The sequence below is a fragment of the Pantoea rwandensis genome, assembly GCF_002095475.1.
Classification (GTDB): Bacteria; Pseudomonadota; Gammaproteobacteria; order Enterobacterales; family Enterobacteriaceae; genus Pantoea; species Pantoea rwandensis.
In genome coordinates this window covers 1-24,890 of record NZ_MLFR01000020.1, presented here as the reverse complement: position 1 = coordinate 24,890, position 24,890 = coordinate 1, and the positions used below count along the sequence as shown (strand labels likewise).

The window sequence follows — 24,890 nt, the reverse complement described above, 5'->3', positions numbered from 1 at the left end:
TGGATGTTTCATTTCATATTGTATTTGGAATTTTTATTCCTCATACTGCCTCCAAAGCCAATCAGGCACCTTGAGAACCCGGAAGCATAGCGCTCGATGTAGGGCGGCGTCGCCCGCAGTGTCTGCTTATCACAGAAGGAAACAATAGGTATGAGTACACAACAGAAGCGGCTTGATGTGATTTGTATTGGACGCATCGCCGTCGACCTCTACGGTCAGCAAATCGGATCACGCCTGGAAGATATGACCAGCTTTAACAAGTATCTGGGCGGTTCGTCTGGCAACGTGGCATACGGTACGGCCATTCAGGGTCTGAAATCGGCCATGCTGGCGCGCGTAGGGGATGAACACAACGGCCGTTTTCTGCGTGAAGAACTGCAACGCGTGGGTTGTAACACCGATGGCCTGATCACCGATAAAAACCGTCTGACCGGTTTAGTGATCCTTGGCATTAAAGATGAAGACACCTTCCCGTTGATTTTCTACCGCGACAACTGTGCCGATATGGGCTTGGTGCCGGAAGACATTAAAGAAGAGTTCATTACTTCTTCTCGCGCTGTCGCGGTGACCGGCACGCATCTTTCGCATCCGCAAACCCGAGCAGCGGTGCTGAAAGCGCTGGATATCGCCAAACGTAATGGTCTGCGCACCGCACTGGATATCGATTATCGTCCCGTGCTGTGGGGTCTGACTTCGCTCGGCGACGGTGAAACCCGTTTTGTTGAGTCCGGTGAAGTCACTAAACAGCTGCAGGAAGTGCTGCACTATTTCGATTTAGTGGTAGGAACGGAAGAAGAGTTCCATATTGCCGGTGGCAGCACCGATACGCTGACCGCACTGAAGAATGTCCGTCAGGCGAGCAAAGCCACGCTGGTCTGCAAACGCGGTCCAATGGGCTGTGTGGTGTTTGAAGGGGATATCCCGGATAGCTGGGAGCAAACCAAGCTGCAAACCGGCGTGCGCGTCGAAGTCTTGAACGTGCTGGGCGCAGGTGATGCCTTTATGTCTGGCCTGCTGCGTGGCTGGTTGAATGATGAGAGCTGGGAGCAGGCTTGCCGTTACGCCAATGCCTGTGGCGCTTTGGTGGTGTCACGCCACGGTTGCGCCCCCGCGATGCCAACCAAAGAAGAGTTGGACGATTTCCTCAGCCGTGACAAAGACGTGAAACGTCCGGATCTGGATGCACGACTGAACCACCTGCATCGCGTCACCACACGTAAGCAGCAGTGGCCAGAGCTGAACGTCTTCGCCTTTGACCATCGTAAACAGTTGGCCGATATGGCGCGCGAAGCTGGTGTGAGCGAAGACCTGATCCCACAGCTGAAAGTACTGTTGTTGCAGGCCGCACAAGAAGCCGCTAACGAGGCCGGCTTGAATGAGAAGAGCGGCATTCTGGCGGATACCACTTACGGTCAGAAAGCGCTAAACGCGATTACCGGCAAAAACTGGTGGATTGGCCGCCCGATCGAGCTACCAAGTTCGCGTCCTCTACGCTTGGAGCACGGTAACATCGGTTCGCAACTGATCGACTGGCCGGCTGAGCACGTGGTGAAGTGCCTGGTATTCTACCATCCGCACGACAGCGCCGAACTGCGTAAAGAGCAGGATGAGTTGGTACTCGACGTGTGGAACGGCTGTAACAAGAGCGGGCATGAACTGCTGCTGGAGCTGATTCTGCCTGAAAGCAATCCAGACCGTAACGAATCGTACTATTACGACATGCTGAGCCACTTCTACAGCCTGGGCATTCAGCCGGACTGGTGGAAGCTGCCACCGCTGTCACCAGAGAGCTGGCAGTCCATCAGCGGGTTGATCGAACAGAACGATCCCCACTGCCGCGGCATTCTGTTGCTCGGCCTCGATGCACCGGAAGAGAAACTGAAAGCCGGTTTCGCCGACGCAGCACAGGCACCTTGGGTGAAAGGTTTTGCTGTTGGCCGTACCATATTTGGTCAGCCTTCGCGTCAGTGGCTCAACGGTGAGCTGGATGACAAAGCGCTGATTGAGACGGTAAAAGGCAACTATCTGCGACTGATCGGCTACTGGCGCGCAGCGCGCGGCTAACAGGTTATTTTCTTCATCCGGGCGCGATGTGATGCGCCCGTTCAGAGGCGGCCCACAAAGCCGCCTCTGTTCTCTTTCCCTTCCGCTGTTAACCACCTTATTTTGTGAGGCATTTCATAAACCGATGAAATAAGCGTCACGATAGCGTCAAACAAATGAAATTTTCCATCCATCTGGTACTATAGCGCTCATTATCCAGCCATATTTTCTTTTTTGACGGGCCGAAGTCATGACCAATAATCCAACCCAATTAACCTTGTTACAGGACGATATCCGTCGTCGCTATGAGACGCTGAGTAAACGCCTGAAGCAGGTGGCTCGTTATATTCTTGATAACAGTAACAGCATTGCGTTCGATACCGTGGCTTCCATCGCGCAGCAGGCCGATGTGCCGCCTTCGACGCTGATCCGCTTCGCCAACGCGTTTGGCTTCAGCGGTTTCAACGAAATGAAACAGGTTTTCCGTCAGCACCTGATGGAAGAAACGGTGAACTACACCGAGCGCGCCCGTCTGTTCCGCCAAACCGCCACAGATGACAGTGCCAGCTCACCGGAAAGCCCGGTGGAAATCCTTAACGTCTTCACCATGGTCAACAGCCAGGCACTGCAACAACTGGCGATGCAGACGAACCCGGATCAGCTGAATAAAGCGGTAAAAATGCTTGATGAAGCCGAGAACATTTACATCATAGGTCTGCGTCGTTCATTTAGCGTCGCCTCCTATCTGGTGTACGCATTGCGCCATCTGGAGCGCCGTGCCTTCCTGATCGACGGCCTGGGTGGCATGTTCACTGAGCAGTTAAGCATGGTGAACCCAAAAGATGTGGTGATTGCCATCAGTTACTCACCGTACGCCCGTGAAGCGGTAGAACTGGTTGAGCTGGGTGCCAAGCGCGGTGCACATCTGATCGCCATCACCGATAGCCAGGTCAGCCCACTGGCCGCCTTCAGTGATGTGTGTTTTGTGGTGCGTGAAGCGCAGGTTGATGGTTTCCGTTCACAAGTAGCGTCTCTGTGTTTAGCACAGACGCTGGCGGTCTCTTTGGCGCTGAATACCACTTCTGAACAAGCGGTTTAAGTTGCCGCTTGCCAGCCCTAAGCAGTCTCGTTAGTGTGTGGAGATGGCAACCGCTGATGCGGTGCTCTCTCCTGTTTTGAGGCTGGATTGATGCAGATTGAACCCCTACCACCGCTCAATACGCTAATCGCTTTCGAATGTGTTGCCCGCTATGGCAACATCTCGCGCGCTGCTGAGGAGCTCAATCTGACGCAAAGCGCAACCAGCAGACAAATTCTTCAGCTGGAGGAGATGCTCGGTTGTAAGCTTTTTACCCGCACGCAGCGGCGCGTATTGCTCACCCCGAGAGGGGAAATTTATGCCACCCTGGTGAGGCAGCAACTCGCAGCCTTGTCGCATGCGACGGCAGAAGTGATGGGCTGGAATGGATTGCCCCAAGTGACGATAGCCTGTACCAGCGCGATGGGGTCGCTTTGGCTCTCCTCTCGTCTTTCGGATCTCCATCGAGAGCTTCCCGACCTGCAGGTTCGCATGAAAATTTCCGACAGCTTTGCGGATCTGCGTTCTTCAGAATTTGATTTGGCGATCTTTTACCTCCGCGAATCCCCACCCGGTTTTCACGCCGTCCCGCTGTTTGACGAAATTTGCTACCCCATGTGCACACCCGACTATCTGACCCGGCTTGATTTCACTGCACCTGCAGAGGCATTACAACAACATACCTTGCTAATTCAGGATGATCCGCAGCGTGAATGGACAGGCTGGAGTGACTGGTTTGCTTCGCAAGAGGTGTCGAATTTTCTCCCCCGACAAACCTGGCGGGCGAATAACTACCCTTTTTTAGTTCAGGCCGCGTTGCGTGGTGACGGGATATTGCTCGGCTGGGAAGGGTTGGTACAGGATCATCTCAATAACGGGGAATTAGTGCCCGCGCACCCAGGAAAGCTGGCGGCCAATGGAAAATGTTTTTTGCTTACCCCACAAGACCGCTATATCAAGCCGATTATCCGACATGTCATGAGCTGGCTACAGCAGCAACAAACTATAGCCACGCACTTTTAACGTCGCATGCTGAAAGCAGAATATCGCCTAATTGAAATACATTGCAGGTTATTATTCTCACCACCGCGTCATAACATTTTCTTATATTTAACATCGAAAAAGAAAATATTTTAAACCCGATCAAACCCGCACGTTATTGCTGGGTATCTAACGGCGGTAATTTATTTTTCAGTGCACCACGCCTGCGATATGAAGCATGCATCCCCACCAGCGTAAAAATTAACCACATCGTCTGTGAAATAGCCGCTGCTAAATTAAAATCATGACTGAGAGAATACAAACCGAAAATGCCTCCCGCAATATTAAGGCAAGCATAACTATATGAATCAATTGCCAACTTCCTCATCTGCATGAGTGCATAAGCGAGCAAGTAGCAGACAACGCCTATCAGACCTACGACCGTGTGCAGTTCCACATCTTTTTTCCCAACATGACTTAATGATCGGCACGTTATCGCTTTTGTGGGTGTTCTGCTGCGCGTTTTTCGCATAGTCTAATACGCAAAATTCATACATCAGAATTTATCGGTTTTGATATAAAACATAAATCACTGTGCGACTTTTAGATTGTGAATAGTGAGACAGGGTGAATTTCAACGGAGAATAAAATAAATGAAAGACGAGCATTCAAATTCTAATAAATATCTGCAAGCCATGAACGTAAGCCGCCGTTCATTTATCAATACCGCGGCACTGATCGGTGCAGGCACGGCGTTATCGCTCTCCTCATTCTCTGGTTTTGCCGCAGAAGCAACGCCCAAAAAAGGGGGCGTATTAAAGCTCGGTATGTCTGGTGGTAACACCAGCGATTCATTAGATCCGACCCTGTTCAGCGACTGGGTGCCACTCAATCAGGCATACATGCTGATGAACGGTTTGGTGGAGATTGATGAAAATAACCAAGCCACACCTGAATTACTGGAGAGCTGGCAGGCCAAACCCGGCGCGCAGGAATGGACCTTCAACGTACGCCAGGGCGTAACGTTCCATAACGGTAAAACACTCACCGTTGAAGATATTCTCTACTCCATTAATCTGCATCGTGGTGACCAGTCTCGCAGCGCGATTAAGACCCAGTTAGCCAGCATCAAAGAATTGAAAAAGAGTGGCGATAATCAGATTAGTATTGTGCTGGATAGCGGCAATGCCGACCTGCCTTTCCTGCTGGCGGATTATCATCTGGTCGTTGTGCCTGATGGCTTTACCGACTGGAAGCACCCGATTGGCACCGGTGGCTTTGTTTTCGATCAGTACCAACCGGGCGTGCGCTCCTATTTCAAACGCAATCCTAACTACTGGAAACCGAATCGTGCGTTTGTCGATGCTGTCGAAGTGCTGGTGATCAATGATGCCACTGCACGTACTAACGCCTTAATTTCCGGCCAGGTGCATGCCATCAACCGCGTGGATTTTAAAACCGTCGATTTCCTGAAGCGTAGCCCTGCCCTCAACATCGTTCGTTCGTCTGGCGGGCAGCACTTTACTTTCCTGATGGATTGTCGCGTTGCACCGTTCAATAACAACGATGTGCGCATGGCGATCAAATACGGAATAGATCGCGAAAAACTGCTGACAACCGTGTTACGTGGATACGGCACCTTAGGTAACGACCATCCGATTCCTAAAACCGATCGCTTCTTCAACAAAGCGCTGCCGCAACGTGCCTACGATCCCGATAAAGCCAAATTTTATCTCAACAAAGCCGGGATCAGCACCCTGCCCGTTGAGCTTTCCTCATCTGATGCAGCCTTTGCGGGCGCACTGGACGCCGCCGCTCTGTTCCAGGGACAGGCCGCTCCAGCAGGCATTCAGGTCAGTATTAAACGCCAACCTGCGGACAGCTACTGGGATGATGTGTGGATGAAAGCCCCCTTCAGTATGGGTTACTGGGGTGGCCGCCCCACGGCAGATCAGATGTTTTCCACGGCGTGGCAGTCCACCGCCAAATGGAACGACACACACTGGAAGAACGAAAAATTCGATGCCCTTTTACTGCAGGCGCGTTCACTGCTGGATGAGCAAAAACGTGCTGAGATCTATGGCGAACTGCAGAGCATTGCCAGTGATGATGGCGGCGCAATGATTCCGTTGTTTGGCGACTACTTAGATGCAACCAGTAAAAAAGTGGGCGGCGTTAAACCGCATCCGCTGTTCAACTTTATGGGTGGTCGCTTAGCTGAACGTGTGTGGCTGGAGTCGTAATGAAAAAGCAGATTGTTCATCGCCTGTTGTTGGGGCTCTTAACACTCTGGCTGGTTTCAGTGCTGATTTTTATCGGCACTGAATTGCTGCCCGGCGATGTTGCCAGTGCCATTCTTGGACAGAATGGCACGCCTGAAACCATTGCGGCATTACGCAGCCAGCTTGGACTCGACCAGCCCGCTATCTATCGCTACCTGCATTGGCTGGCTGGCGTATTACAGGGTGATTTAGGCACCTCACTGGCGAATAACCAGCCCATTAGTGCCGAGCTGTTGCCGCGCTTAGCCAATACGCTGTTTCTGGCGGGGTATGCTGCCATCATTGCTATCCCCCTTGCGGTGATGCTGGGCATTGCTTCTGCCGTGTGGCGCGGTTCATGGTTTGATCGTTTAGCGAACTCTCTCACCTTGATGAGTATCTCCGTACCCGAGTTCTTTGTTGGCTATGTATTGGTGATCTTCTTCGCCATCCGCCTGGCGTGGTTCCCCAGCCTGGCGCTGGTTGATCCGGATGCGGGCATTCTGGGACGCCTCTACGCGTGTACCTTACCGATGCTGACGTTAGTTCTGGTGGTGCTGGCCCATATGCTGCGCATGACTCGCGCATCCGTGGGGGCAGTGATGTCCAGCAGCTATATTGAGACAGCCCTGTTAAAAGGACTGTCACGCTGGCAAATCGTACTGGGTCATGCTTTACCCAATGCGCTGGCACCCATCATCAATGTTATCGCCTTCAACCTCGCCTATCTGGTTGTGGGGGTCATTCTGGTCGAAGTGGTCTTCGTCTATCCCGGTATTGGACAACTGATGGTCGATGCCGTCACCAAGCGCGATATTCCTGTGGTTCAGCCTGCGGCTTGTTATTTGGTGGTACCTATATCCTGCTCAATACCCTCGCAGACTTGCTGGCCATCTGGTGCAATCCGCGACTGCGACATGCGAGATAAATGATGAAGAAAGTCAACATACGTGCGGTTCCGTTATCTGCGATGCTGGGCCTTGCCATCATTACGGTCAATTTGATCGCCGCCGTTTTTGCCCCTTGGTTAGCCCCACACAGTGAGACTGCCCAAGTCGGCGATATCTGGATGCTCCCCTCGTTCTCAATGCCAATGGGCACTGACAGCCTGGGGCGTGACATGCTGTCGCGCATTCTGTTTGGTGCGCGGACCACCATTGCAATCGCACTGGCAATCACCGCGATTTCGTTTGTCATCGGCATCATCACCGGTTTCACTGCGGCGATTTACGGCCGTTGGGTCGATGTGGTGTTGACGCGCATCGTCGATACGCTGATGTCTATTCCGGTACTGATTCTGGCATTAATCGTGTTGTCGGTTCTGGGCACCTCCGTTCCCGTCTTAGTCGGCACGATTGCGCTGCTGGATGCCACGCGGGTTTACCGCCTGGCGCGTTTGGTCGCCCAAGGTATTGTCTGCCAGGAGTATGTGGAAGCCGCTCGCTTACGGGGTGAAGGCTTAGCCTGGATCGTCCGCAAAGAGATTTTGCCCAACGCCATACCGCCTTTACTGGCGGAGTTCGGCATGCGTTTCTGCTTTACCTTCTTGTTTATTGCCGGATTAAGTTTCCTGGGGCTGGGCATTCAGCCACCGTGGGCCGATTGGGGCAGCATGGTGCGTGACAACGCTCAAGCCATTAACTTTGGCCAATTCGCTCCTCTCTATCCTGCTGCGGCCATTGCGTTGCTCACCATTGGCGTCAACCTGGTAGTGGATTGGTTACTGGTGCGAAATAACCTTTCCCTGGGAGATGAAGGATGACACAGCCTATTTTAGAGATGCGCAATTTGCGTATTGAGACTGAGCAAGGACTGCCGCTGGTGAAGGATATTTCCCTCAGCCTGCAGCCCGGTGAAGTACTGGGTTTAATTGGCGAGTCAGGTGCGGGAAAATCCACCATTGGTCTGGCAGCCCTGGGCTATGCGCGTCCAGGATGTCGTATTGCTGGCGGAGAAGTACGTATTGCAGGCCAGGATATCGTTCCCCTCTCCAGTAAAGAGAAACGCGAAATCCGTGGTAGACGCGTCGCCTATGTGGCGCAGAGTGCAGCCGCCGCGTTTAATCCCGCACTCACCATCGGTAAACAGGTGTGTGAAGGCCCAATTCGCCACGGATTGATGACCGCCACAGAAGCCAAAGAGTGGGCCATCGCATTGTTTCGCGCCCTTGATCTGCCAGAACCCGAAACCATTGGTGAGCGTTATCCACACCAACTCTCTGGTGGTCAACTGCAGCGTGCGATGGCGGCTATGGCGATGTCATGCAAGCCTAACCTGCTGGTGATGGATGAACCCACCACGGCGCTGGATGTGACCACGCAAATCGAAGTGCTGGTGATGCTGCGTAAGCTGGTGAGGGAATTCAATACTGCGGCGCTGTATATCACCCATGATTTAGCCGTGGTCGCACAGATCGCCGATCGTATTATGGTTTTACGCCAAGGTAGTGAAGTTGAGTGCGCCCGAACCGCGGATATTCTGCAAAATCCCCTGCAAAGTTACACCCAGCAACTGGTGTCTGAACGCGCGCACGCTCTCACCGCTGTTCATGCTGAGACGTCCCCACAGGGCCAGCTCCTGACGCTGCGTAATCTTTCGACCGGTTACAACGGTAAAACGGTCGTGCACGGTGTCTCAATGAGTCTGGCCAAAGGGGAAACGCTGGCCATCATTGGTGAATCTGGCAGCGGAAAAAGTACGCTCGCGCGCGCGTTATGCGGTCTGCTGAATGATACCCAAGGACAAGTGACCTTTGGTGCGCAAACGCTGGCAAATCGCTACCAAAAGCGTGACAAAGAAACACTGCGCCGCATTCAAATGATCTATCAGTTACCCGATGTCGCCCTCAACCCACGCCAGACCATTCTTGAAGCTATTGGTCGGCCCATCGCCTTCTATTTTGGGCTGGATAAACGCCAGGTGCGGGCACGTGTTGAGGAGTTGCTACGTCTGACCGAATTGCCGCTTAGCCTGATTGATCGCTATCCAGGTGCATTGTCCGGAGGGCAAAAACAGCGTGTGTGCATCGCACGGGCACTGGCTGCACAACCCGACCTCATTATCTGTGATGAAGCCACGTCTGCGCTCGATCCACTGGTCGCGGAAGAGGTGCTGAACCTGTTACGCCGCCTGCAGGAGCAACTGAAACTCTCTTACCTGTTCATCACTCATGATCTCAGCACAGTGAAACGGATCGCTCAGCAAGTGGCGGTGATGTACCAAGGTAATGTGGTGGCACAAGGCCCGACCGCCCAAGTCTTTAGCGCCCCAATGCACAGTTACACCGAAAAATTGCTGACCTCCGTTCCGGAGATGCGCCCATCCTGGTTGGATGAGGTACTGGGTCAGCGCCAGTCAAACGCGATGGCAGGAGCCTCATGAAAACCTTGGTAACGCAATTTCCGCACAACGTCAGTGTGACAGAGCATTTGTGGATCACCCTGAAAGATGGCACCCGATTAGCCGCCCGCATGTGGCTGCCATTATCCGCCTCACAGCACGCGGTTCCCGCGATCCTTGAATACATTCCCTATCGTAAACGCGATGGTACCCGCACGCGTGATGAACCCATGCATGGCTACTTTGCTGGCCAGGGATATGCCGTACTGCGTGTTGATATGCGCGGCAGTGGAGAGTCTGACGGCTTGCTAGCGGATGAGTATCTGCTGCAAGAGCAGGAAGATGCATTAGAAGTCATCGACTGGATCAGCCAGCAGACGTGGTGTAGCGGTGCGGTTGGTATGATGGGTAAATCCTGGGGCGGTTTCAACTGCCTGCAATTGGCTGCTCGGCGCCCGCCTGCCTTGAAAGCGATCATCACCGTTTGTTCCACCGATGACCGCTACAACGACGATATTCATTACAAAGGCGGCTGCTTGCTGAATGACAACCTCTGGTGGGGAGGCATCATGCTGGCCTATCAGAGCCGCCCACAAGATCCCGCACTCGTCGGTGATGGATGGTATCAGGATTGGCTGCACCGCCTGGAGAACATGCCCTTCTTCCCCGCCCTGTGGATGGAACATCCACTGAAAGATGCTTACTGGAAACACGGTTCTGTGGGAGAAGATTGGGCCGCAATTCAGTGCCCCGTGATGGCGGTAGGCGGCTGGGCTGACTCTTACAGTAATGCGATTTTCCGCCTGATGGACCATCTTGATGTGCCGCGCAAAGCGATCATCGGTCCGTGGGCACACATCTATCCGCAAGATGGCACGCCTGAACCTGCGATAGGTTTCTTGCAAGAAGCGGTGCAATGGTGGGACCGTTGGTTAAAACAAGATGATAACGATGTGTTGGCAGGACCACGCATTCAGGCCTGGCTGAACGACAGTCAACGCCCCAACTCACAACGTCCTCAGGCCGTAGGTGAATGGATCGCCATTGACGGCGATACCGATGAGGTGACAGAGGCTCAGCACTGGCATCTGCAACCCGCCGTCATGACACAGACTCCGCTGGCGCAAGATCATTGGCAGTCGATCTCTACGCTGCAAAATCACGGCTTGTTTGCAGGCGAGTGGATGGGAGCGGGCGTGTTGGGGGAGAGTCCAAGCGATCAGCGTATGGATGAAGGCTTAACCGAAAACTTCGACAGCCCGGCACTCAGCGAGAGTCTGAGCATCTATGGCTTCCCGCAATTCAACGTGACGTTGTCCAGCGATAAACCCGCCGCGATGCTGTACGTTCGCCTATCCGATGTGGCGCCCGATGGCGCGTCAACGCGCGTGACACATGGCTGGATCAATCTCAGCCATTTGCAAGGACAGGAACAATGCGTACCGCTCACGCCAGGTGAGAGCGTGCAGGTTACCGTACAGCTTGATGGCATCGCGTGGCGCTTTGCTGCGGGACATCGGCTGCGCATTTCCTTGGGCACCACCTTCTGGCCAATGATTTGGCCGATGGCCGAACACGCCACGCTGAGTGTGAACCTGGCAAGCGCAACGTTGCAGCTTCCCGTTTGCAAACAGGTTGAGCCGATTGCCGGGCCGAATCCGCATCCGGCCACCGCGGCGAATACACCACTGACAATACTTTCTCCTGGCCGAGTCGACAGAGAATTGCATTACGATGTGGTTAACGACAGCTGGCAGAGCATCACCAACGGCGTGGGCGGCGTATTCGGTGAGGGCGTGTATCGCTTTGATGATATCGATACCACCGTTGACCATAGCCTGCGACGTCAGTTGACGCTGCAAAACCACGACCCACTGTCAGCTCACTATGTATTGACCCAGTCGATGAAAATCGGTCGCGAAGATTGGTGGACGGAGACGGATATTACGCTGGAGATGAGGAGCGATCTCACTCATTTCATTGTGAGTGGTGAAATGCATGTTCAGCACAACGGTGAATCCGTGTTCAAACGTCGCTGGGATCAACGTATCGCGCGTTAAACCTTGTTGATAAAAAAGGGCAGCCATTTGGCTGCCCTTCTACTTTTTTACCGGTTATTTACTGCGCGGATATTTATCGCTGTTCACCCAGGCGTGATCTTTTTCCCAGGTAAACTTCCACAAACGCACTGGACCTGCCATCACGTTCAGGTAGTAGTTATCGTAACCTGCGATGGTCGCCACCGGATGGTAGCCACGCGGTACAGTCACCACATCGCGGTTATACGGCGCCATGCACTCGTCGAGTGAACGGTCGTCGGTATAAACGCGCTGCATGGCGAAACCCGGTTCTGGATCGAAACGGTGATAATAAGTCTCTTCCAGATAGGTTTCGTCCGGGCTAGTTTTCTGGTCATGCTTATGACTCGGGTACGAACTGGTCGCGCCCTCGTCGGTATACACTTCCACCACCAGCAGGCTGTCCGCTTCTTTGTTGTCTGGCAGAATGTTATGCACCAGACGCTGGTTGCGTCCTTTACCACGCTGCTCAACACCCACATCTTCCGGCGCAATCAGGCGCGCAGGCAGATTACCTTTGCTCGGCGCATTACAGACTGCCAGCTCCAGATCGCTGTCCGCATACACTTCCACTTCATCGTTGTGCGGCACATATACCGAGTAAGGCGGAATGCGTTCAAATGGCGACAGACGTTTGCCCAGGTTCGGGAACTCCGCATGGCGTGTTTTCACCGAGGCAAAACCTGCCACCAGCACCAGGCACAGCTCTTTGTCGCCGCTGCTGAGCTTCAGGCTCTGACCTTTCTTCAGCAGATAGGCATCAAAACCCACGTACTCCCAGCCCGCGCTTTCTGGCGTAACGTGCTGGATACGGCCATTGCTGTCTGGCTGTTGCGCTTTCGAAATCAAAGACATCATCGATCTCCTTGTTTGAGCGAGATTAGCCCAGTGTTGGCATGCTGAACTCAGACACCGTCTGCTGACCGCTCGGCCAACGCACTGTGGCAGTTTTCATACGGGTGTAGAAACGTACGCCATCTGGACCGTGAACATTCAGCGCACCAAACACCGAACGTTTCCAGCCACCGAAGCTGTGGAACGCCATAGGGACTGGCACCGGTACGTTAACGCCTACCATGCCCGCTTCGACGTTCTGCACAAACTCACGTGCGGTGTGGCCGTTGCTGGTAAAGATGGCGCTGCCGTTGCCGAATTCATGGCTGTTCACCAGCTTCAGCGCACTGTCGAAATCGGTTGAACGCATGATGCTCAGCACCGGTCCAAAGATCTCTTCACGCCAAATCACCATGTCTGGAGTGACGTTATCAAACAGCGTGCCACCGACGTAGTAACCTTCTTCATGACCCGCAACTTTCACGCCACGGCCATCCACCACCAGTTTCGCGCCCTCGGCTTCACCTTGGTCGATGTAGCCCAGTACTTTTTTCTGATGCGCGGCAGAAACCACCGGCCCCATTTCGTTCTCTTCAGCACCTTTCTGGATGCCAGGGCCAACGCGTAGCGCTTTGATCAGCGGCGTCAGACGCGCAATCAGTTTATCTGCGGTGTCGTTCCCCACAGCGACCACCACTGGCAGCGCCATGCAACGCTCACCGGCAGAACCAAACGCGCCGCCCATGATGGCATTCACGGTGGCATCCAGATCGGCATCCGGCATTACGATGGCGTGGTTTTTCGCCGCACCAAATGCCTGAACACGTTTGCCATGGGCGCTGGCGGTTTTGTAGATATGTTCTGCCACGCCGGAAGAACCGACGAAGCTCACCGCTGCAATGCGCGGATCTTTGTACAGCTGCTCGGCATCTTCGTTAGACGAGTGCACCACGTTGAATACGCCATCTGGCAGGCCCGCTTCTTTCAGCAGCTCAGCCATACGTACTGAGGCTGATGGGTCCAGCGCCGGTGGCTTGAGGATAAAGGTGTTACCGCACGCCAGCGCGATTGGGAACATCCACAATGGCACCATCGCTGGGAAGTTGAATGGGGTAATACCGGCGACCACGCCCACTGGCTGCATCAGCGAGTAGCTGTCAACGCCTGTTCCGACGGTTGGGGAGTTTTCACCTTTAATCAGGTGCGGAATACCGCAGGCATACTCGATCACTTCAATACCGCGCGTCAGTTCACCTAAGGCATCTGACCACACTTTGCCGTGCTCAGACACGATCAGCGCAGCCAGCTCTTCGCGGTGCTTTTCCATCAGTGCTTTGAAGTTGAACATCACGCGGGCACGACGCAGCGGTGCTGTTTTTGACCACTCTGGGAATGCGGCATGGGCGATTTCAATCGCTTTTTCGACTTCAGCTGAGGTGCTCTGAGTCAGTTCGCGCGCTACTTTGCCGGTGGCCGGATCGTATACCGGAATGGTTTCATTGCTGGCGCTGTGGGTAATCTTGCCGCCGATAAAGTTTCCTACGATAGTCATGTCGTTGCCTCTTTGATGTGAAGTTCCCTGCAGGCAGTCGGTTGACACTGCAACACCACCTGATCAGGCAATACGAAAAGCGTGCTATGAAGCTATTACAATGAAATAAATTTTTCAAATACTTCTTTTTGGAAAATTTACTTTTAGCGGCATGGATCGCATTTTTCTTCTTTTCGACCTAATACGGGTGTAACCCTCGCTCTACGGGCGTTCAAGCTCGATTATTCACACTGCATCTTAACCTTATGTGACCCCCCTACACTCACTGAGAGCACGCTTACATGATGTTACGCGAAACGAAATATGAAATTTTTGCGAGTGAGATCCAATATCCTGCATTTCATAATTCACTATCAATGAAATAAATGTTCTCTTTGCAGCATCTTACCCGCATACTATTACAGGAGCCGCACATGGCCATCGATCCAACCCGTTTCTGTATCAACCGTAAAATTGCGCCTGCGCTCTCTATTGAAGCGTTCTTCCAGCTGGTACAACGCTTGGGATTGAGCAAAGTTGAGCTGCGCAACGATATGTCGAGTGGCAAGGTAACCGATGATCTGAGCGTGACGCAGCTCCGGGCATTAACCGATAAGTACCACATTGAAATAGAGACCATTAACGCGCTCTACCCGTTTAACCGTGCGGATGATGCATTGCTGGCGAAAGCCGAGGCGCTGCTGAAAGAAGCCAAAGCGATCGGCGCGAAGGCGCTGGTGATGTGCCCACTCAATGAAGGCATTGCGATTGCGCCAGAACAGACGTTGGCAGCGATGCAAAAGCTGGCACCGTTGTTTGCTGAGTATGGTATTCAGGGTTATGTGGAACCGCTCGGCTTCCCGGTGAGCTCACTGCGTTCAGCGGTGCAAACGCAGAAACTGATCAAGCAGGCGGGCGTGCCATTTAAGCTGCTGTTGGATACTTTCCATCATCATTTATATGAGAACGCTGAACAGGAGTTCCCGCAGGAGATTGACGTTAACCAGATTGGTTTAGTGCATCTTTCTGGCGTGGAGGATACCCGCCCAACCGAGCAGCTGACCGATGAAGAACGCATTATGTTGAGCGACAGCGATGTGCTGAACAGCGTAGCGCAGGTGAAGCGCCTCGAAATGCTCGGCTATAAAGGCATCTATGCATTTGAGCCCTTCTCCTCCGAATTGGAGAAATGGGGCGCAAAAGAGATTGAACGCGAAATTCGCCGCAGCATTGAGTTGCTGCAGGCCTGAAACGAACCCTTATCTGTGTCTAAAACAAGACACTTTTGTTAGTGTTGGCCTCGGTCGGAGGCCTTTTTTTATTTCTTTTGTGGGCCAGACACCGGTTAATTTCCCCACAAAGCATTGCCAGCCAATTATCCCGCCTCTAGAATCACTCGTTATCGTTTATTCAAACAAAGGATTGTCATGAAAAAGGATAAGCAGAAGCCTGCAGACAAGGATAAGGTTTTGCACAATATGATAAAAATGCGCCGGTGGAGCATCATTGGCGGCTTTGCTGTTGGAGCACAAGTATTACTAAATATCGTCACTGATCCAAACTCGACTATTTCTGTTTTTCAGTCGCTTCTCGCATTAGGGTGTATGGGTTACGGGCTTTCAATGACGCCGAAAATTCGCAAACTTTCCCAGTCTGGAGATAATGAAAAATGAACAGCGTCAAGATTGAGGAAGAACTCGTCAAGAGTGGATTTACCGGGAAGGATCTGGCTGCAATGAGAAAGAGGCTTAGCGAGTATGGGATAACTTACCCGGCTCTCATAAAAGCCCTACACTCTCAGTTCATCGTTATGGTGGGAATCATCGTTTTCTTAATGGGAGTATGGCTATACATCATCATTTCGGGAGACGATAAATCAATTTTATCCTTCTCGATAACGATGATATTCGTACTCCCACTGATCTATTTATTTGGTGCTGTAAAACTAAGCTTTAAATCTTTCAGGTATAGAAGGAAAAATCAAAAAATCAGTCATCCGTAGTATTGAAAAATGATTTTATAGCCATCGAATCGTTATAGATTTCGACACCCAGGTCAAACCGGCTCATTTCTTTGACTCCTCGAACATAGTCGGTTGGTAGGTACCTGAAAAGGCGCCAGATTTCTGGTTTAATGATGAGTCGCCCCATGCCATAAGCTGATAATCCTAAGTCCATTACACTATATGCCAGCTCACCTGCTCTCTGATCAAAACCAAAGAATTCAGCACCAGCTATATAGGTTTTTTTCATAAACCCCTTACTGTCATCAACACCTTCATATAAATTCAATATTGATTCCTGAATACTATTTGCCCCATGGGCTACCAGCAACGCACCAAAACCCACACCGAATACCATGCCCGTTGCTAAAGAAACCTCAATAACACCAATACCCGCGATGACCTGCAGGCTCCCAAGCACAACCCCTACACCGTTAATAATCCAGTGCCAAACTCCATCACTGTTAATAAATTGCACCAATGCATGAAGTGCAGCCTGACCAGAACGCAGCATCTGATCCTGAATGGAAATATTTTTATGCTCTTTCTGTAAGTTTGTCAGACATTCCTGACAAATAACTTCCGAATTAGCTGAACGAATAGTTTTTAACTGATGATCGATAAATTTCTTCACATCATCCATAAAATTCATTTGCGTGAATCCATTTCTCAGATGAATTAATGACACTTCATTCGCTTTGTTGTATAACTGCTGCGCTTCCAGATTTGCCATCGTGAGGAAATAACCGGATAATTTTTTATTATCCCAGTAGTTATCCATAACATTACCTCTATAGGTGAACAGGAAATTAAAGGAATTAAATCAGATATCTTATAAAACGGAAAGGATTACTCTATGAGCACAGATATTTTTTTAAGGATTGAAGGAATTACCGGTGAATCACAAGATGCGAACCATCAAGGTTGGATAAATGTGGATTCCTTCACTTGGGGTGCCATGCAACCGGGTAACATGGGCGTTGGTGGCGGTGGGGGGGCCGGTAAAGTTCAGTATCGAGATCTCACCGTGCAGGCCAGTATTGATAAAGCAACACCGGCAATTATGCGTTATCTCTCTAACGGTAAACACGTGAGCAAACTTGAGGTCTCCGTTTGCAAAGCGGGCGGGAGCCAGATCGAATACTGTCGCATCACCCTTGAAGACGTGTTAATCACCAATGTCATTTTTCACGGAGCGACACAGCGCGACCTTATTGGCATCAGCTATCAATTCCAGGCTGCAAAAGTTAAAAACCAGTATTGGGAGCAGTCGGCCAATGGTGGGAAAGGGGCAGAATCGCAGTCTGGATGGAATATCAAAGAAAACAAAGAGGCCTGATACCTCTAGGCTTAGCGCCTACCGGTTGCCATAAATAGCCCCCCTACGACGATTGTGCGTGGTTTTCGTAGGGGCACATTCATATGCATCAGCATAAAGACTTAATGTTGTGCTTCAGTGAGCGGTATCGATCCAACAGACCACCTAGCAACATAACCCATGTTCTTTCAGAGATACGCAGCCAGGCCGAGAACATCGCCCCTTCAATCCATACGGCTACGCATTCTCTTTAATTTCAACACCCGCCTCTTCGGGCATACGCTTGATCATTCTCAGGGTGCAGAACAGCGCTAAGCACACCAGCAACGCGGTCAGCAGATACACCAACGACACGCCAGCGTAACTCATAATAAAGCCCGCAATCGGTCCGGTAATGCCGAGAGACAGATCCATAAAGGCGGTATAGGTTGCCAGCGCGCTTCCCTGATTCTGCTGCGGCACCACTTTTACTGCCACCACACCAATCGCCGGGAACACCAGTGAGAACCCAGCACCGGTAAGAAATGCGCCCATTTTTGCCATCCACGGGTCGAACGATCCCGCCACCAGAAACAGCCCCACTGCTTCCACGGCAAAACAGATGCTGGCGACCTGCAGCCCGCCGAGCTTATTGATGGCATTGGGGAACAGCAGCCGCGTGCCCACAAACGCCGCACTGAACATCGTCAGGGCAAAGGCCGCACCATCCCATCCTTTATCCTGATAGAACAGGGTGATAAAGGTTGCGATCACCCCAAAGCCCGCGGAACCCATCGCCAGAATCAACCCAAAACCGTAGATTTTGCCCAGCACATCGCGGAACGGTAGCGGTTTGGCTTTGCTGCCTTTCACCGGCGCACGCGGCAGCGCCAACGCAATCGCCAACACACAGATGGCGATAATGATGCCAGAAAGCAGCAGCAAGCCGCCGCTGCGGAAAATTACCACGCCGAGCGGTGCACCAATGGCCATCGCTCCGTAGGTGACGATGCCATTCCATGAAATCACACGGCCAATATGGAGCGATCCCACACGCGCCACTCCCCACAGCGAGGTGCCGGTGCCTGAGAAGCTTTGCCCCACGCCCAATATCATGCGACCCAAACAAAGTAAGATCAGGCTCAGCACCCCCTGCCCTTCGGTAAGCGCCGACAACAAAATGCAGATGCCACTGATCAAACAGCCCACCAACCCGAGCACCACCACTTTTTTCGGCCCCCACAAATCTGCATAGCGACCTGCGTGCGGGCGGCTCAACAGCGTGGCGATGTACTGCAGGCTGATCACCACGCCGGCCCAGAAGGCGCTATAGCCCAGCCCATCATGGACAAAGCCAGGCAGCACCGCCAACGGCAGGCCAATCGTCAGATAACTGGCGAAGTTGAACTTAACGATAGAAAGGATCAGGAGATTAAGGCGAAGTCGGCCGTGTTCAGGTGCGGCGGCAGGCTGGTCAGGCATGAGTAATTGCGCTCGTGGGTGACTGAATTTTTAGTTAGAAGACTAACTATACGCCTTTTCATACACCGTGCATCTGCAGATCGCCCTAATTTATGGTCATCATTTCGTCATATCGCCCACTTACACTCGCGCCCATTAAATCCCAAAGAGGATATACCCGGCATACTTCGTGCCGTAGCAGCGTTGGCTGCGCGTGCTCCCACCAGTCACTGACTTCAGTCAGCTCCGGGGGATTCACACGCTTGCCGCCTTGCTACAACCCGAATTATTTTGGGTATTAAGGAAAATTTATGATGCTCCTGATTTGCTGTCAGGCGCGCGTGCCACAGCGCCACTCCTTGTTGGGAGGTGGCCAATGACGCATGCCGTGCCTATCGAACTAAAAAATCTCAGATGGTCAGTAAACAATCTGACGATTCTGCACAATCTTTCCCTGACCATCCCCGCAGGTGAAATCCTTGCCCTGCTCGGCCCAAGCGGCTGCGGCAAAAGCACGCTATTGAAATTGTTAGCGGGCCTGCTGCAACCCTCCGAGGGCGAGTTGTGGATCGGTGACCGCTGCGTTGCCTCCGCGCGCCACTGCGATGCGCCTGAAATGCGCAACCTCGGTATGGTGTTCCAAGATTACGCCCTGTGGCCGCACATGACCGTAGCGCAGAACGTGGCGTTTCCACTGCGCATGCGTGGCATGAAAAAAACCGCTGCCCGTGAACAAGCCGATGCCGCGCTGGCGCAGGTTGGCCTTGCTGATTTTGGCGATCGCAAACCCGCGCTGTTATCCGGCGGACAGCAGCAACGTGTTGCCCTTGCCCGTGCGCTGGTCGCCAAGCCCGCGATTTTGTTGTTCGACGAACCGCTCTCCAACCTTGACCGCGATCTGCGTGAAACCCTGGTGCACACCATGGCCGATCTGCTGCGCGGCGCGGGCATCACCGCTGTTTATGTCACGCATGACCGCGAGGAAGCCAACACGCTCGCCGACCGCATTATTCACCTGGCACAGGGCCAGATTGTTTCCGTTACTCACCTCTCAGGGGACCGCAATGCCATCTCTCAAGTCAGTTAAAACAGGAGCCATCAGCGCGATGATTTTGACTTCCGCCATGATGATGAACGATGCCCAGGCGCTGACGGTGTATACCGCCGGTCCGGGATCGCTGTCGAAAAGTCTTGCCGCCGGATTTGAAAAACAAACCGGGATTAAAGTGAATATCTTCCAGGCCACAACCGGCAAAGTGATGGCACGTCTGGAGGCGGAACAGGCCAATCCACAAGCCGATGTGTTGATCTCCGCCTCATGGGATACCGCCGAAGATTTACAACATCGTGGCTGGCTGTTGCCGTATGAAAGCGTCAACGCAGCGAAAGTACCGGATCAATTCAAAACCGCGAACTATGTCGCACAGGGCATTTCCGCACTCGGCATTGTGTGGAACACCAAAAGCGGCACGCCGGAACCCAAAACCTGGCAGGATCTGACCGCGCCCGCGTTTAAAGACAAAGTGACAACGCCTGATCCCGCATTGTCGGGCGCTTCACTCGACCTGCTGATTGGCCTGCAAAACAGCGAAGGCGAAAAAGCCTGGCAGCTGTTTGACCAGTTGAAAGCCAACGGCATGGTGATGAGTGGACCGAATGCCCAAGCGGTCACCCCTGTCCTGCAGGGGGCTAAAGCCGCCGTGTTTGGTGCGGTGGATTACGTCACCTATAACAACATTGCCCAGGGCGAGAGCGTGAAAGTGATCTTCCCTGAGAACGGCACCGTGGTCGCACCGCGTCCGATGATGATTCTGAAAAGCAGCCAGCATGCCGATGATGCGAAGAAGTTCGTCGATTACGTGCTGTCGGATGAAGGCCAAGAGCAGGTTGCTAAGGCTTGGTTGATGCCTGCCCGTAGTGATATCAAAGCGCAGCGTCCGCTGTTCACTGAGATCAAACTGCTGCCCGCCAATAGCGATGGCAGCAGCGAGCGTTCGGCGGTGCTTAAGCGTTTTGGCACCTTGTTCGGACAGTAAATGATGTCGCGTGCCCTGAATGGATTAATTCTACTGGCGCTGACGCTGTTGGTGGCGCTGCCGCTGCTGTTTATTGTGCTGCAGGCGCTGTTTCCGCAGTTCAGCGAGGGTAACCTGAGTGGAGCCTTTAGCGCGCTACCGGCGCTGTTTGAAGACCCACAACTGGTGCCCATGTGGCTGGGCACGCTTAAAATCGGGGGCGGTGTGGCGTTATGCAGTTTGTTGCTGGGCTTACCGCTCGGCGCACTGCGCGGCCTGTTTCGTCTGCCGGGTGCGGCGCTATGGGATCTGCTGTTCCTGATCCCCTTCCTGACGCCCCCCTATATCGTGGCGCTCTCCTGGACGCTGGCGCTGCAACGCAACGGCTATGTTGAACAACTCACGGGGATCAACTTTGACAGCCTGCTGTTCAGCAGTACCGGCATGACGCTGGTGATGACGTTGAATATCTTCCCGGTGGTCTACTTTGCGGTATCGCGATCGCTAATGGCCAGCGGTCAACGCCTCGCTTGGGTGGCCAGGGTGCATGGTGCCTCAGCATGGCGTGCCTTTGCCCAGGTGACCTTTCCGCTCACGCTACCCGCATTGGCGGGGGGTGTATTGCTGGCCTTTACGCTGGCTATCGAAGAGTACGGCGTGCCAGCCGCACTTGGCGCCCAGGCACATCTAACCCTGATGACCGTCGGTATCGAAACCAAACTGGCAGACTGGCCCATCGACTTACCGGGTGCAGCCTCGCTTTCCTTAATGTTAAGCCTGGTGGCGCTGACGGCCTGGTTCCTGCAACGAAAACTGACCGGCAGCAGCGACGTGACGGCGGTGAACGGAAAACCGGTGGTGCAGGAACTCGCCACTGCTGGTCGCTGGTTGCCGCTGATGCTATTACCCTTCGCTTTGACGGTACTGTTGGCGGTAATTCTGCCACTGGGAGCCATGACGCTGAGTGGGCTGCTCAATACCCTTTCCGGCGGCGTGCATTTGGATAACCTGACGTTGCGCCACTTCGGCGCACTGTTTAGTCAACAGGGTGACGCGCTGGCCGCTTTTTCCACCAGCATCGGGCTGGCGCTCGGGGCGGCATTGTTAACGGGCCTGCTAGGATTCCTGATTGCCTGGCGCGTGTCAGAGGGCAAAACCCGTTTGCTGGCAATGATGGATGGATTGGCTTTGCTGCCTGCAGCGATGCCGGGTGTGGTGGTGGGTGTCGGTTTAATTCTGCTATGGAATCGCGGCTTCTGGCCGGCTTCCCCCTATAACACGATGTTTATCCTACTGCTTTCCTATAGCTGTCTGCTGCTTCCCTGGCCGGTGCGCTATGTCAGTAGCGCATTGCGTCAGTTGGCTCCTACCCTTGAACCCGCCGCGCGCGTCCATGGCGCTTCACGCTTGCAGGCTCTGCGTTTAATCGTGCTGCCTTTAGTGGCACCAAGCCTGATAGCCGCGATGATGATGGTATTTGCTGTGGCCTCGCGCGAACTGGTGACCTCACTGCTGCTGGCACCCGCAGGCACGCAGACGGTGGCGATCTTTATCTGGCGTCAGTTCGAACAAGGTTCAGTGGGACAAGGCATGGCGATGGCAACTGTCACGCTCTTCGCCAGCCTGACCTTGATGCTGGGTGCTACGGTGCTGGTACGGCGTCAAGGTCAGTAACGCCATGGGTCGCCATCAATGGCGACCACCCAACACCATTGTAGGGTACGCATTTATGCGTACCTGGCTATAAACCGCACGTAATTCAATGACGCATTTTTGCGTACGTGGTGACAAACCGCACCGGGTTCAATGACGCATTGATGAATCCCTTACCGACGCACGCCACGCGACGTTTCGCTTAATCCTAAACAAACAATCACTTACTTTCATTCAGCTACACTCTTCTGAGCCATTAATGACTCAGGAGAGGGAATGAACAATCTGCCACAGGAAAAAATTGGCCAGAATATGCTGGTCAAAATGGCGATGCTGGTGATTATTCTGGCGGGCATCCGCGCCGCGTCGGAAATTCTGGTGCCCTTTCTGCTCGCCAGTTTCCTGGCGATTGTACTCAACCCGCTAGTGACTCTGCTGATGCGACGTGGCGTTCGGCGCACCCTGGCCATTACCTTGGTGATCAGCGTCATTTTCATCGTCATTCTGCTGTTGATTGGCGTAATGGCGAGTTCGGCCAGTGACTTCAGCGATACCTATCCGCAAATTCGTACCATGCTGGAACAAAAACTCTCTGTTGTTCAGCATTTTGCCGCCCGCTTTCATATCAATATTTCCACCGAAGCGCTGGCAGCACGGCTCGATCCTAATGTGATGATGGATATGGCAACCACCTTGCTGAAGCAATTTTCCGGTGCCATGACCAACGTGCTGCTGCTGATCCTCACCGTGGTATTTATGCTGTTTGAAGTGCGCCATCTGCCCTACAAAATGCGCAATGCGATGGTCAATCCGCAAATTCGAATTGCGGGGCTGCACCGGGCATTCAAAGGTGTTACCCGCTACCTGGCACTTAAAACCTTGGTCAGTCTGATCACCGGTTTGGCCGTCTGGCTAGTACTGGCGTTGATCGGCGTGAAATTTGCACTTTTCTGGGGTGTGGTCGCCTTTATCCTCAACTTTGTCCCTAACATCGGACCGATTATTGCAGGCATCCCGCCGTTTATTCAGGCGTTGGTGTTAAACGGCACTTACGATGCGCTGTTTGTCGTCGCGCTGTTTAGCGTCATTCATATGGTATTTGGCAATATGCTGGAGCCAAAACTGATGGGGCGCGGACTGGGACTTTCTACGCTGGTGGTGTTTCTCTCACTGATTTTCTGGGGCTGGCTGCTGGGTCCAATTGGCATGTTACTGTCCGTCCCACTCACCAGCGTGACAAAGATTTTGATGGAGACCACGCCGGGTGGCAGTCGATTAGCCATCTTACTCGGCACTGGACGACCAGGATCGCGGCCGCGATAAAACTACCCCCTTCCTCCTTCCCTGATGTGCTGCAGCAGCGAGGCAGCCTCAGGGGTTTTCGTGCTCATTTTCACGCCTCATTTCAGGTCAATATGCTTGCCTAACATCGTGGCACAGCGCTTTTCCCGCCGGGAAGTGCCAATAACGGCAAATCATTGTCAATAAACGCAAAGCGAGGACGTTAATTGACCTGTATCAGTTCGGAGGAAAATCAAAACGCTAACATGCACGGCCCCTGGAAGTGGTATGCTGCTGACGCCGCAGGCTGCCCATCATCTGCTGCTTAACCGACCGAGGAAAGTCAGGTGCCACCGCAAAAACGAAATCGCGATTTTGGCTGGCTGTTAATTGTCTGTGCCGGGTTATTACCGCTGGTACTGGGCATCCTTTGTACGGCAATTGAAGCGCGCCACACGGTGAGCCAGCAGCAGATTTCCACCGCCAATACCCTGCTGACGCAGGCAGAAAAGATGAGTGATAACGCCTGGGATATGATCACCCAGCTGCGTCAGTACCACTATCAACCCTGTTCACAAATTGAAAACCAGTTGCAACGCGCTGGCACCCTTAATGCCTACTTTCGCTCGATAGGCACGCTGCGCGGCGACAATATCGATTGCTCCTCTGCGTATGGTCTGAACCACGGCTCGCTGGCCGAAATGATGATGCAACCGCCTCCTATCACCGGCAAAGCTTGGTGGAGTATTTCTGTGCGTGGCACCTCTGGTGTGCCCAATCGTCCTGCCGTCGTGTTTGTGCGGCAACTCCCCGACAGCACCGGTTTTTGGGCAGTGATCGACGGTCAGTACTTAATGGACTTCATGCACGCGATTGGCGAGTCACGCGGTTACCAGATGAGTCTGCAATTTAGCGACGGTGCAGTCATTGCCAGTGGGCCGACTGACGTCGAGCCTGAACTGTACTTGAAGAGCGAATCTTACCAAGCGGAATCGAGCCGCTATCCGATCACCGTCAATGTCACCGTGCCGGCCGG

21 protein-coding genes and 1 pseudogene are annotated in these 24,890 nt (G+C 53.1%); 17 read left to right on the top strand and 5 right to left on the bottom strand.

Annotated features, from left to right (window positions below):
• The first annotated feature begins 150 nt into the window (after positions 1-150).
• The 3 genes from HA51_RS17620 to HA51_RS17610 all read left to right on the top strand — a co-directional run bounded on the left by HA51_RS17620 (position 151) and on the right by HA51_RS17610 (position 4,144).
• Positions 151-2,064: a bifunctional 5-dehydro-2-deoxygluconokinase/5-dehydro-2-deoxyphosphogluconate aldolase gene (locus HA51_RS17620; RefSeq protein ID WP_084935903.1), complete on the top strand. Its 1,914-nt coding sequence runs from the start codon at positions 151-153 to the stop codon at positions 2,062-2,064.
• 229 nt (positions 2,065-2,293) lie between these two features.
• The gene (locus tag HA51_RS17615) at positions 2,294-3,142 is read left to right on the top strand and encodes a MurR/RpiR family transcriptional regulator (protein ID WP_084935902.1); all 849 of its coding nucleotides are present in this window, start codon (positions 2,294-2,296) and stop codon (positions 3,140-3,142) included.
• Positions 3,143-3,232: 90 nt separating this feature from the next.
• Positions 3,233-4,144: a LysR substrate-binding domain-containing protein gene (locus HA51_RS17610; RefSeq protein ID WP_084935901.1), complete on the top strand. Its 912-nt coding sequence runs from the start codon at positions 3,233-3,235 to the stop codon at positions 4,142-4,144.
• 133 nt (positions 4,145-4,277) lie between these two features.
• Here HA51_RS17610 and HA51_RS17605 read toward each other — a convergent pair whose 3' ends face one another.
• On the bottom strand, positions 4,278-4,559 hold the full coding sequence (locus HA51_RS17605) for a CBU_0592 family membrane protein (protein WP_084935900.1): 282 nt from the start codon (positions 4,557-4,559) through the stop codon (positions 4,278-4,280).
• A 196-nt stretch (positions 4,560-4,755) separates the two neighbouring features.
• Between HA51_RS17605 and HA51_RS17600 the strand changes: the two genes are divergently transcribed.
• From HA51_RS17600 to HA51_RS17580, 5 genes and pseudogenes are all read left to right on the top strand, one after another.
• Positions 4,756-6,345 (top strand): ABC transporter substrate-binding protein, encoded by a 1,590-nt coding sequence (locus HA51_RS17600; RefSeq protein ID WP_084935899.1) that lies wholly within the window; start codon positions 4,756-4,758, stop codon positions 6,343-6,345.
• Positions 6,345-7,291: pseudogene (locus HA51_RS17595) on the top strand (ABC transporter permease). The gene HA51_RS17600 and the pseudogene HA51_RS17595 overlap by 1 nt, the downstream one beginning before the upstream one ends.
• Positions 7,292-7,294: 3 nt before the next feature.
• Complete coding sequence (locus HA51_RS17590; protein WP_084935966.1) at positions 7,295-8,125, top strand: ABC transporter permease; 831 nt, start codon at positions 7,295-7,297, stop codon at positions 8,123-8,125.
• Positions 8,122-9,744, top strand: a complete 1,623-nt coding sequence (locus HA51_RS17585) for an ABC transporter ATP-binding protein (protein WP_084935898.1) — start codon at positions 8,122-8,124, stop codon at positions 9,742-9,744. Before HA51_RS17590 ends, HA51_RS17585 begins: the two co-directional genes overlap by 4 nt.
• A complete protein-coding gene (locus HA51_RS17580; protein WP_084935897.1) occupies positions 9,741-11,762 on the top strand; it encodes a CocE/NonD family hydrolase in 2,022 nt (673 codons plus the stop codon). Before HA51_RS17585 ends, HA51_RS17580 begins: the two co-directional genes overlap by 4 nt.
• Before the next feature lie 54 nt (positions 11,763-11,816).
• Here the strand turns inward: HA51_RS17580 and iolB are convergent, their stop codons facing one another.
• Complete coding sequence (gene iolB / locus HA51_RS17575; protein WP_084935896.1) at positions 11,817-12,635, bottom strand: 5-deoxy-glucuronate isomerase; 819 nt, start codon at positions 12,633-12,635, stop codon at positions 11,817-11,819.
• Positions 12,636-12,660: 25 nt separating this feature from the next.
• Positions 12,661-14,166, bottom strand: coding sequence for a CoA-acylating methylmalonate-semialdehyde dehydrogenase (locus HA51_RS17570; protein ID WP_084935895.1), 1,506 nt, complete (start codon positions 14,164-14,166; stop codon positions 12,661-12,663).
• Positions 14,167-14,579: 413 nt separating this feature from the next.
• On the opposite strand from HA51_RS17570, the gene HA51_RS17565 reads away from it, so the two are divergent.
• The 3 genes from HA51_RS17565 to HA51_RS17555 all read left to right on the top strand — a co-directional run bounded on the left by HA51_RS17565 (position 14,580) and on the right by HA51_RS17555 (position 16,147).
• Positions 14,580-15,395, top strand: a complete 816-nt coding sequence (locus tag HA51_RS17565) for a TIM barrel protein (RefSeq protein WP_084935894.1) — start codon at positions 14,580-14,582, stop codon at positions 15,393-15,395.
• A gap of 177 nt (positions 15,396-15,572) precedes the next feature.
• Positions 15,573-15,818 carry a hypothetical protein gene (locus tag HA51_RS17560; protein WP_084935893.1) on the top strand — a complete coding sequence of 82 codons (246 nt, stop codon included), beginning with the start codon at positions 15,573-15,575 and terminating at the stop codon, positions 15,816-15,818.
• Complete coding sequence (locus HA51_RS17555) at positions 15,815-16,147, top strand: hypothetical protein (protein ID WP_084935892.1); 333 nt, start codon at positions 15,815-15,817, stop codon at positions 16,145-16,147. Before HA51_RS17560 ends, HA51_RS17555 begins: the two co-directional genes overlap by 4 nt.
• Here HA51_RS17555 and HA51_RS17550 read toward each other — a convergent pair.
• Complete coding sequence (locus HA51_RS17550) at positions 16,134-16,928, bottom strand: DUF4225 domain-containing protein (protein WP_084935891.1); 795 nt, start codon at positions 16,926-16,928, stop codon at positions 16,134-16,136. The genes HA51_RS17555 and HA51_RS17550 overlap by 14 nt on opposite strands.
• A 75-nt stretch (positions 16,929-17,003) precedes the next feature.
• Here HA51_RS17550 and HA51_RS17545 point away from each other — a divergent pair, with 75 nt between their 5' ends.
• Positions 17,004-17,486, top strand: a complete 483-nt coding sequence (locus HA51_RS17545; RefSeq protein WP_084935890.1) for an Hcp family type VI secretion system effector — start codon at positions 17,004-17,006, stop codon at positions 17,484-17,486.
• 216 nt (positions 17,487-17,702) lie between these two features.
• Here HA51_RS17545 and HA51_RS17540 read toward each other — a convergent pair whose 3' ends face one another.
• A complete protein-coding gene (locus HA51_RS17540; protein WP_084935889.1) occupies positions 17,703-18,926 on the bottom strand; it encodes an MFS transporter in 1,224 nt (407 codons plus the stop codon).
• 355 nt (positions 18,927-19,281) lie between these two features.
• On the opposite strand from HA51_RS17540, the gene HA51_RS17535 reads away from it, so the two are divergent.
• From HA51_RS17535 to HA51_RS17515, 5 genes are all read left to right on the top strand, one after another.
• Complete coding sequence (locus HA51_RS17535; protein ID WP_084935888.1) at positions 19,282-19,992, top strand: ABC transporter ATP-binding protein; 711 nt, start codon at positions 19,282-19,284, stop codon at positions 19,990-19,992.
• Positions 19,970-20,941: an ABC transporter substrate-binding protein gene (locus HA51_RS17530; RefSeq protein WP_211282961.1), complete on the top strand. Its 972-nt coding sequence runs from the start codon at positions 19,970-19,972 to the stop codon at positions 20,939-20,941. Before HA51_RS17535 ends, HA51_RS17530 begins: the two co-directional genes overlap by 23 nt.
• Complete coding sequence (locus HA51_RS17525; RefSeq protein ID WP_245840236.1) at positions 20,942-22,594, top strand: ABC transporter permease; 1,653 nt, start codon at positions 20,942-20,944, stop codon at positions 22,592-22,594. It begins immediately after the preceding gene.
• Positions 22,595-22,849: 255 nt separating this feature from the next.
• Complete coding sequence (locus tag HA51_RS17520) at positions 22,850-23,896, top strand: AI-2E family transporter (RefSeq protein ID WP_084935886.1); 1,047 nt, start codon at positions 22,850-22,852, stop codon at positions 23,894-23,896.
• 305 nt (positions 23,897-24,201) lie between these two features.
• Positions 24,202-24,890: CSS-motif domain-containing protein (locus tag HA51_RS17515; RefSeq protein ID WP_211282960.1), on the top strand; the 689-nt coding region annotated here is incomplete at its 3' end.

Coding starts and splice junctions, on each gene's coding strand:
- HA51_RS17620 (WP_084935903.1), top strand. CDS start 151: ATGAGTACACAACAGAAGCGGCTTGATGTGATTTGTATTGGACGCATC.
- HA51_RS17615 (WP_084935902.1), top strand. CDS start 2,294: ATGACCAATAATCCAACCCAATTAACCTTGTTACAGGACGATATCCGT.
- HA51_RS17610 (WP_084935901.1), top strand. CDS start 3,233: ATGCAGATTGAACCCCTACCACCGCTCAATACGCTAATCGCTTTCGAA.
- HA51_RS17600 (WP_084935899.1), top strand. CDS start 4,756: ATGAAAGACGAGCATTCAAATTCTAATAAATATCTGCAAGCCATGAAC.
- HA51_RS17590 (WP_084935966.1), top strand. CDS start 7,295: ATGAAGAAAGTCAACATACGTGCGGTTCCGTTATCTGCGATGCTGGGC.
- HA51_RS17585 (WP_084935898.1), top strand. CDS start 8,122: ATGACACAGCCTATTTTAGAGATGCGCAATTTGCGTATTGAGACTGAG.
- HA51_RS17580 (WP_084935897.1), top strand. CDS start 9,741: ATGAAAACCTTGGTAACGCAATTTCCGCACAACGTCAGTGTGACAGAG.
- iolB (WP_084935896.1), bottom strand. CDS start 12,635: ATGTCTTTGATTTCGAAAGCGCAACAGCCAGACAGCAATGGCCGTATC.
- HA51_RS17570 (WP_084935895.1), bottom strand. CDS start 14,166: ATGACTATCGTAGGAAACTTTATCGGCGGCAAGATTACCCACAGCGCC.
- HA51_RS17565 (WP_084935894.1), top strand. CDS start 14,580: ATGGCCATCGATCCAACCCGTTTCTGTATCAACCGTAAAATTGCGCCT.
- HA51_RS17560 (WP_084935893.1), top strand. CDS start 15,573: ATGAAAAAGGATAAGCAGAAGCCTGCAGACAAGGATAAGGTTTTGCAC.
- HA51_RS17555 (WP_084935892.1), top strand. CDS start 15,815: ATGAACAGCGTCAAGATTGAGGAAGAACTCGTCAAGAGTGGATTTACC.
- HA51_RS17550 (WP_084935891.1), bottom strand. CDS start 16,928: ATGGATAACTACTGGGATAATAAAAAATTATCCGGTTATTTCCTCACG.
- HA51_RS17545 (WP_084935890.1), top strand. CDS start 17,004: ATGAGCACAGATATTTTTTTAAGGATTGAAGGAATTACCGGTGAATCA.
- HA51_RS17540 (WP_084935889.1), bottom strand. CDS start 18,926: ATGCCTGACCAGCCTGCCGCCGCACCTGAACACGGCCGACTTCGCCTT.
- HA51_RS17535 (WP_084935888.1), top strand. CDS start 19,282: ATGACGCATGCCGTGCCTATCGAACTAAAAAATCTCAGATGGTCAGTA.
- HA51_RS17530 (WP_211282961.1), top strand. CDS start 19,970: ATGCCATCTCTCAAGTCAGTTAAAACAGGAGCCATCAGCGCGATGATT.
- HA51_RS17525 (WP_245840236.1), top strand. CDS start 20,942: ATGATGTCGCGTGCCCTGAATGGATTAATTCTACTGGCGCTGACGCTG.
- HA51_RS17520 (WP_084935886.1), top strand. CDS start 22,850: ATGAACAATCTGCCACAGGAAAAAATTGGCCAGAATATGCTGGTCAAA.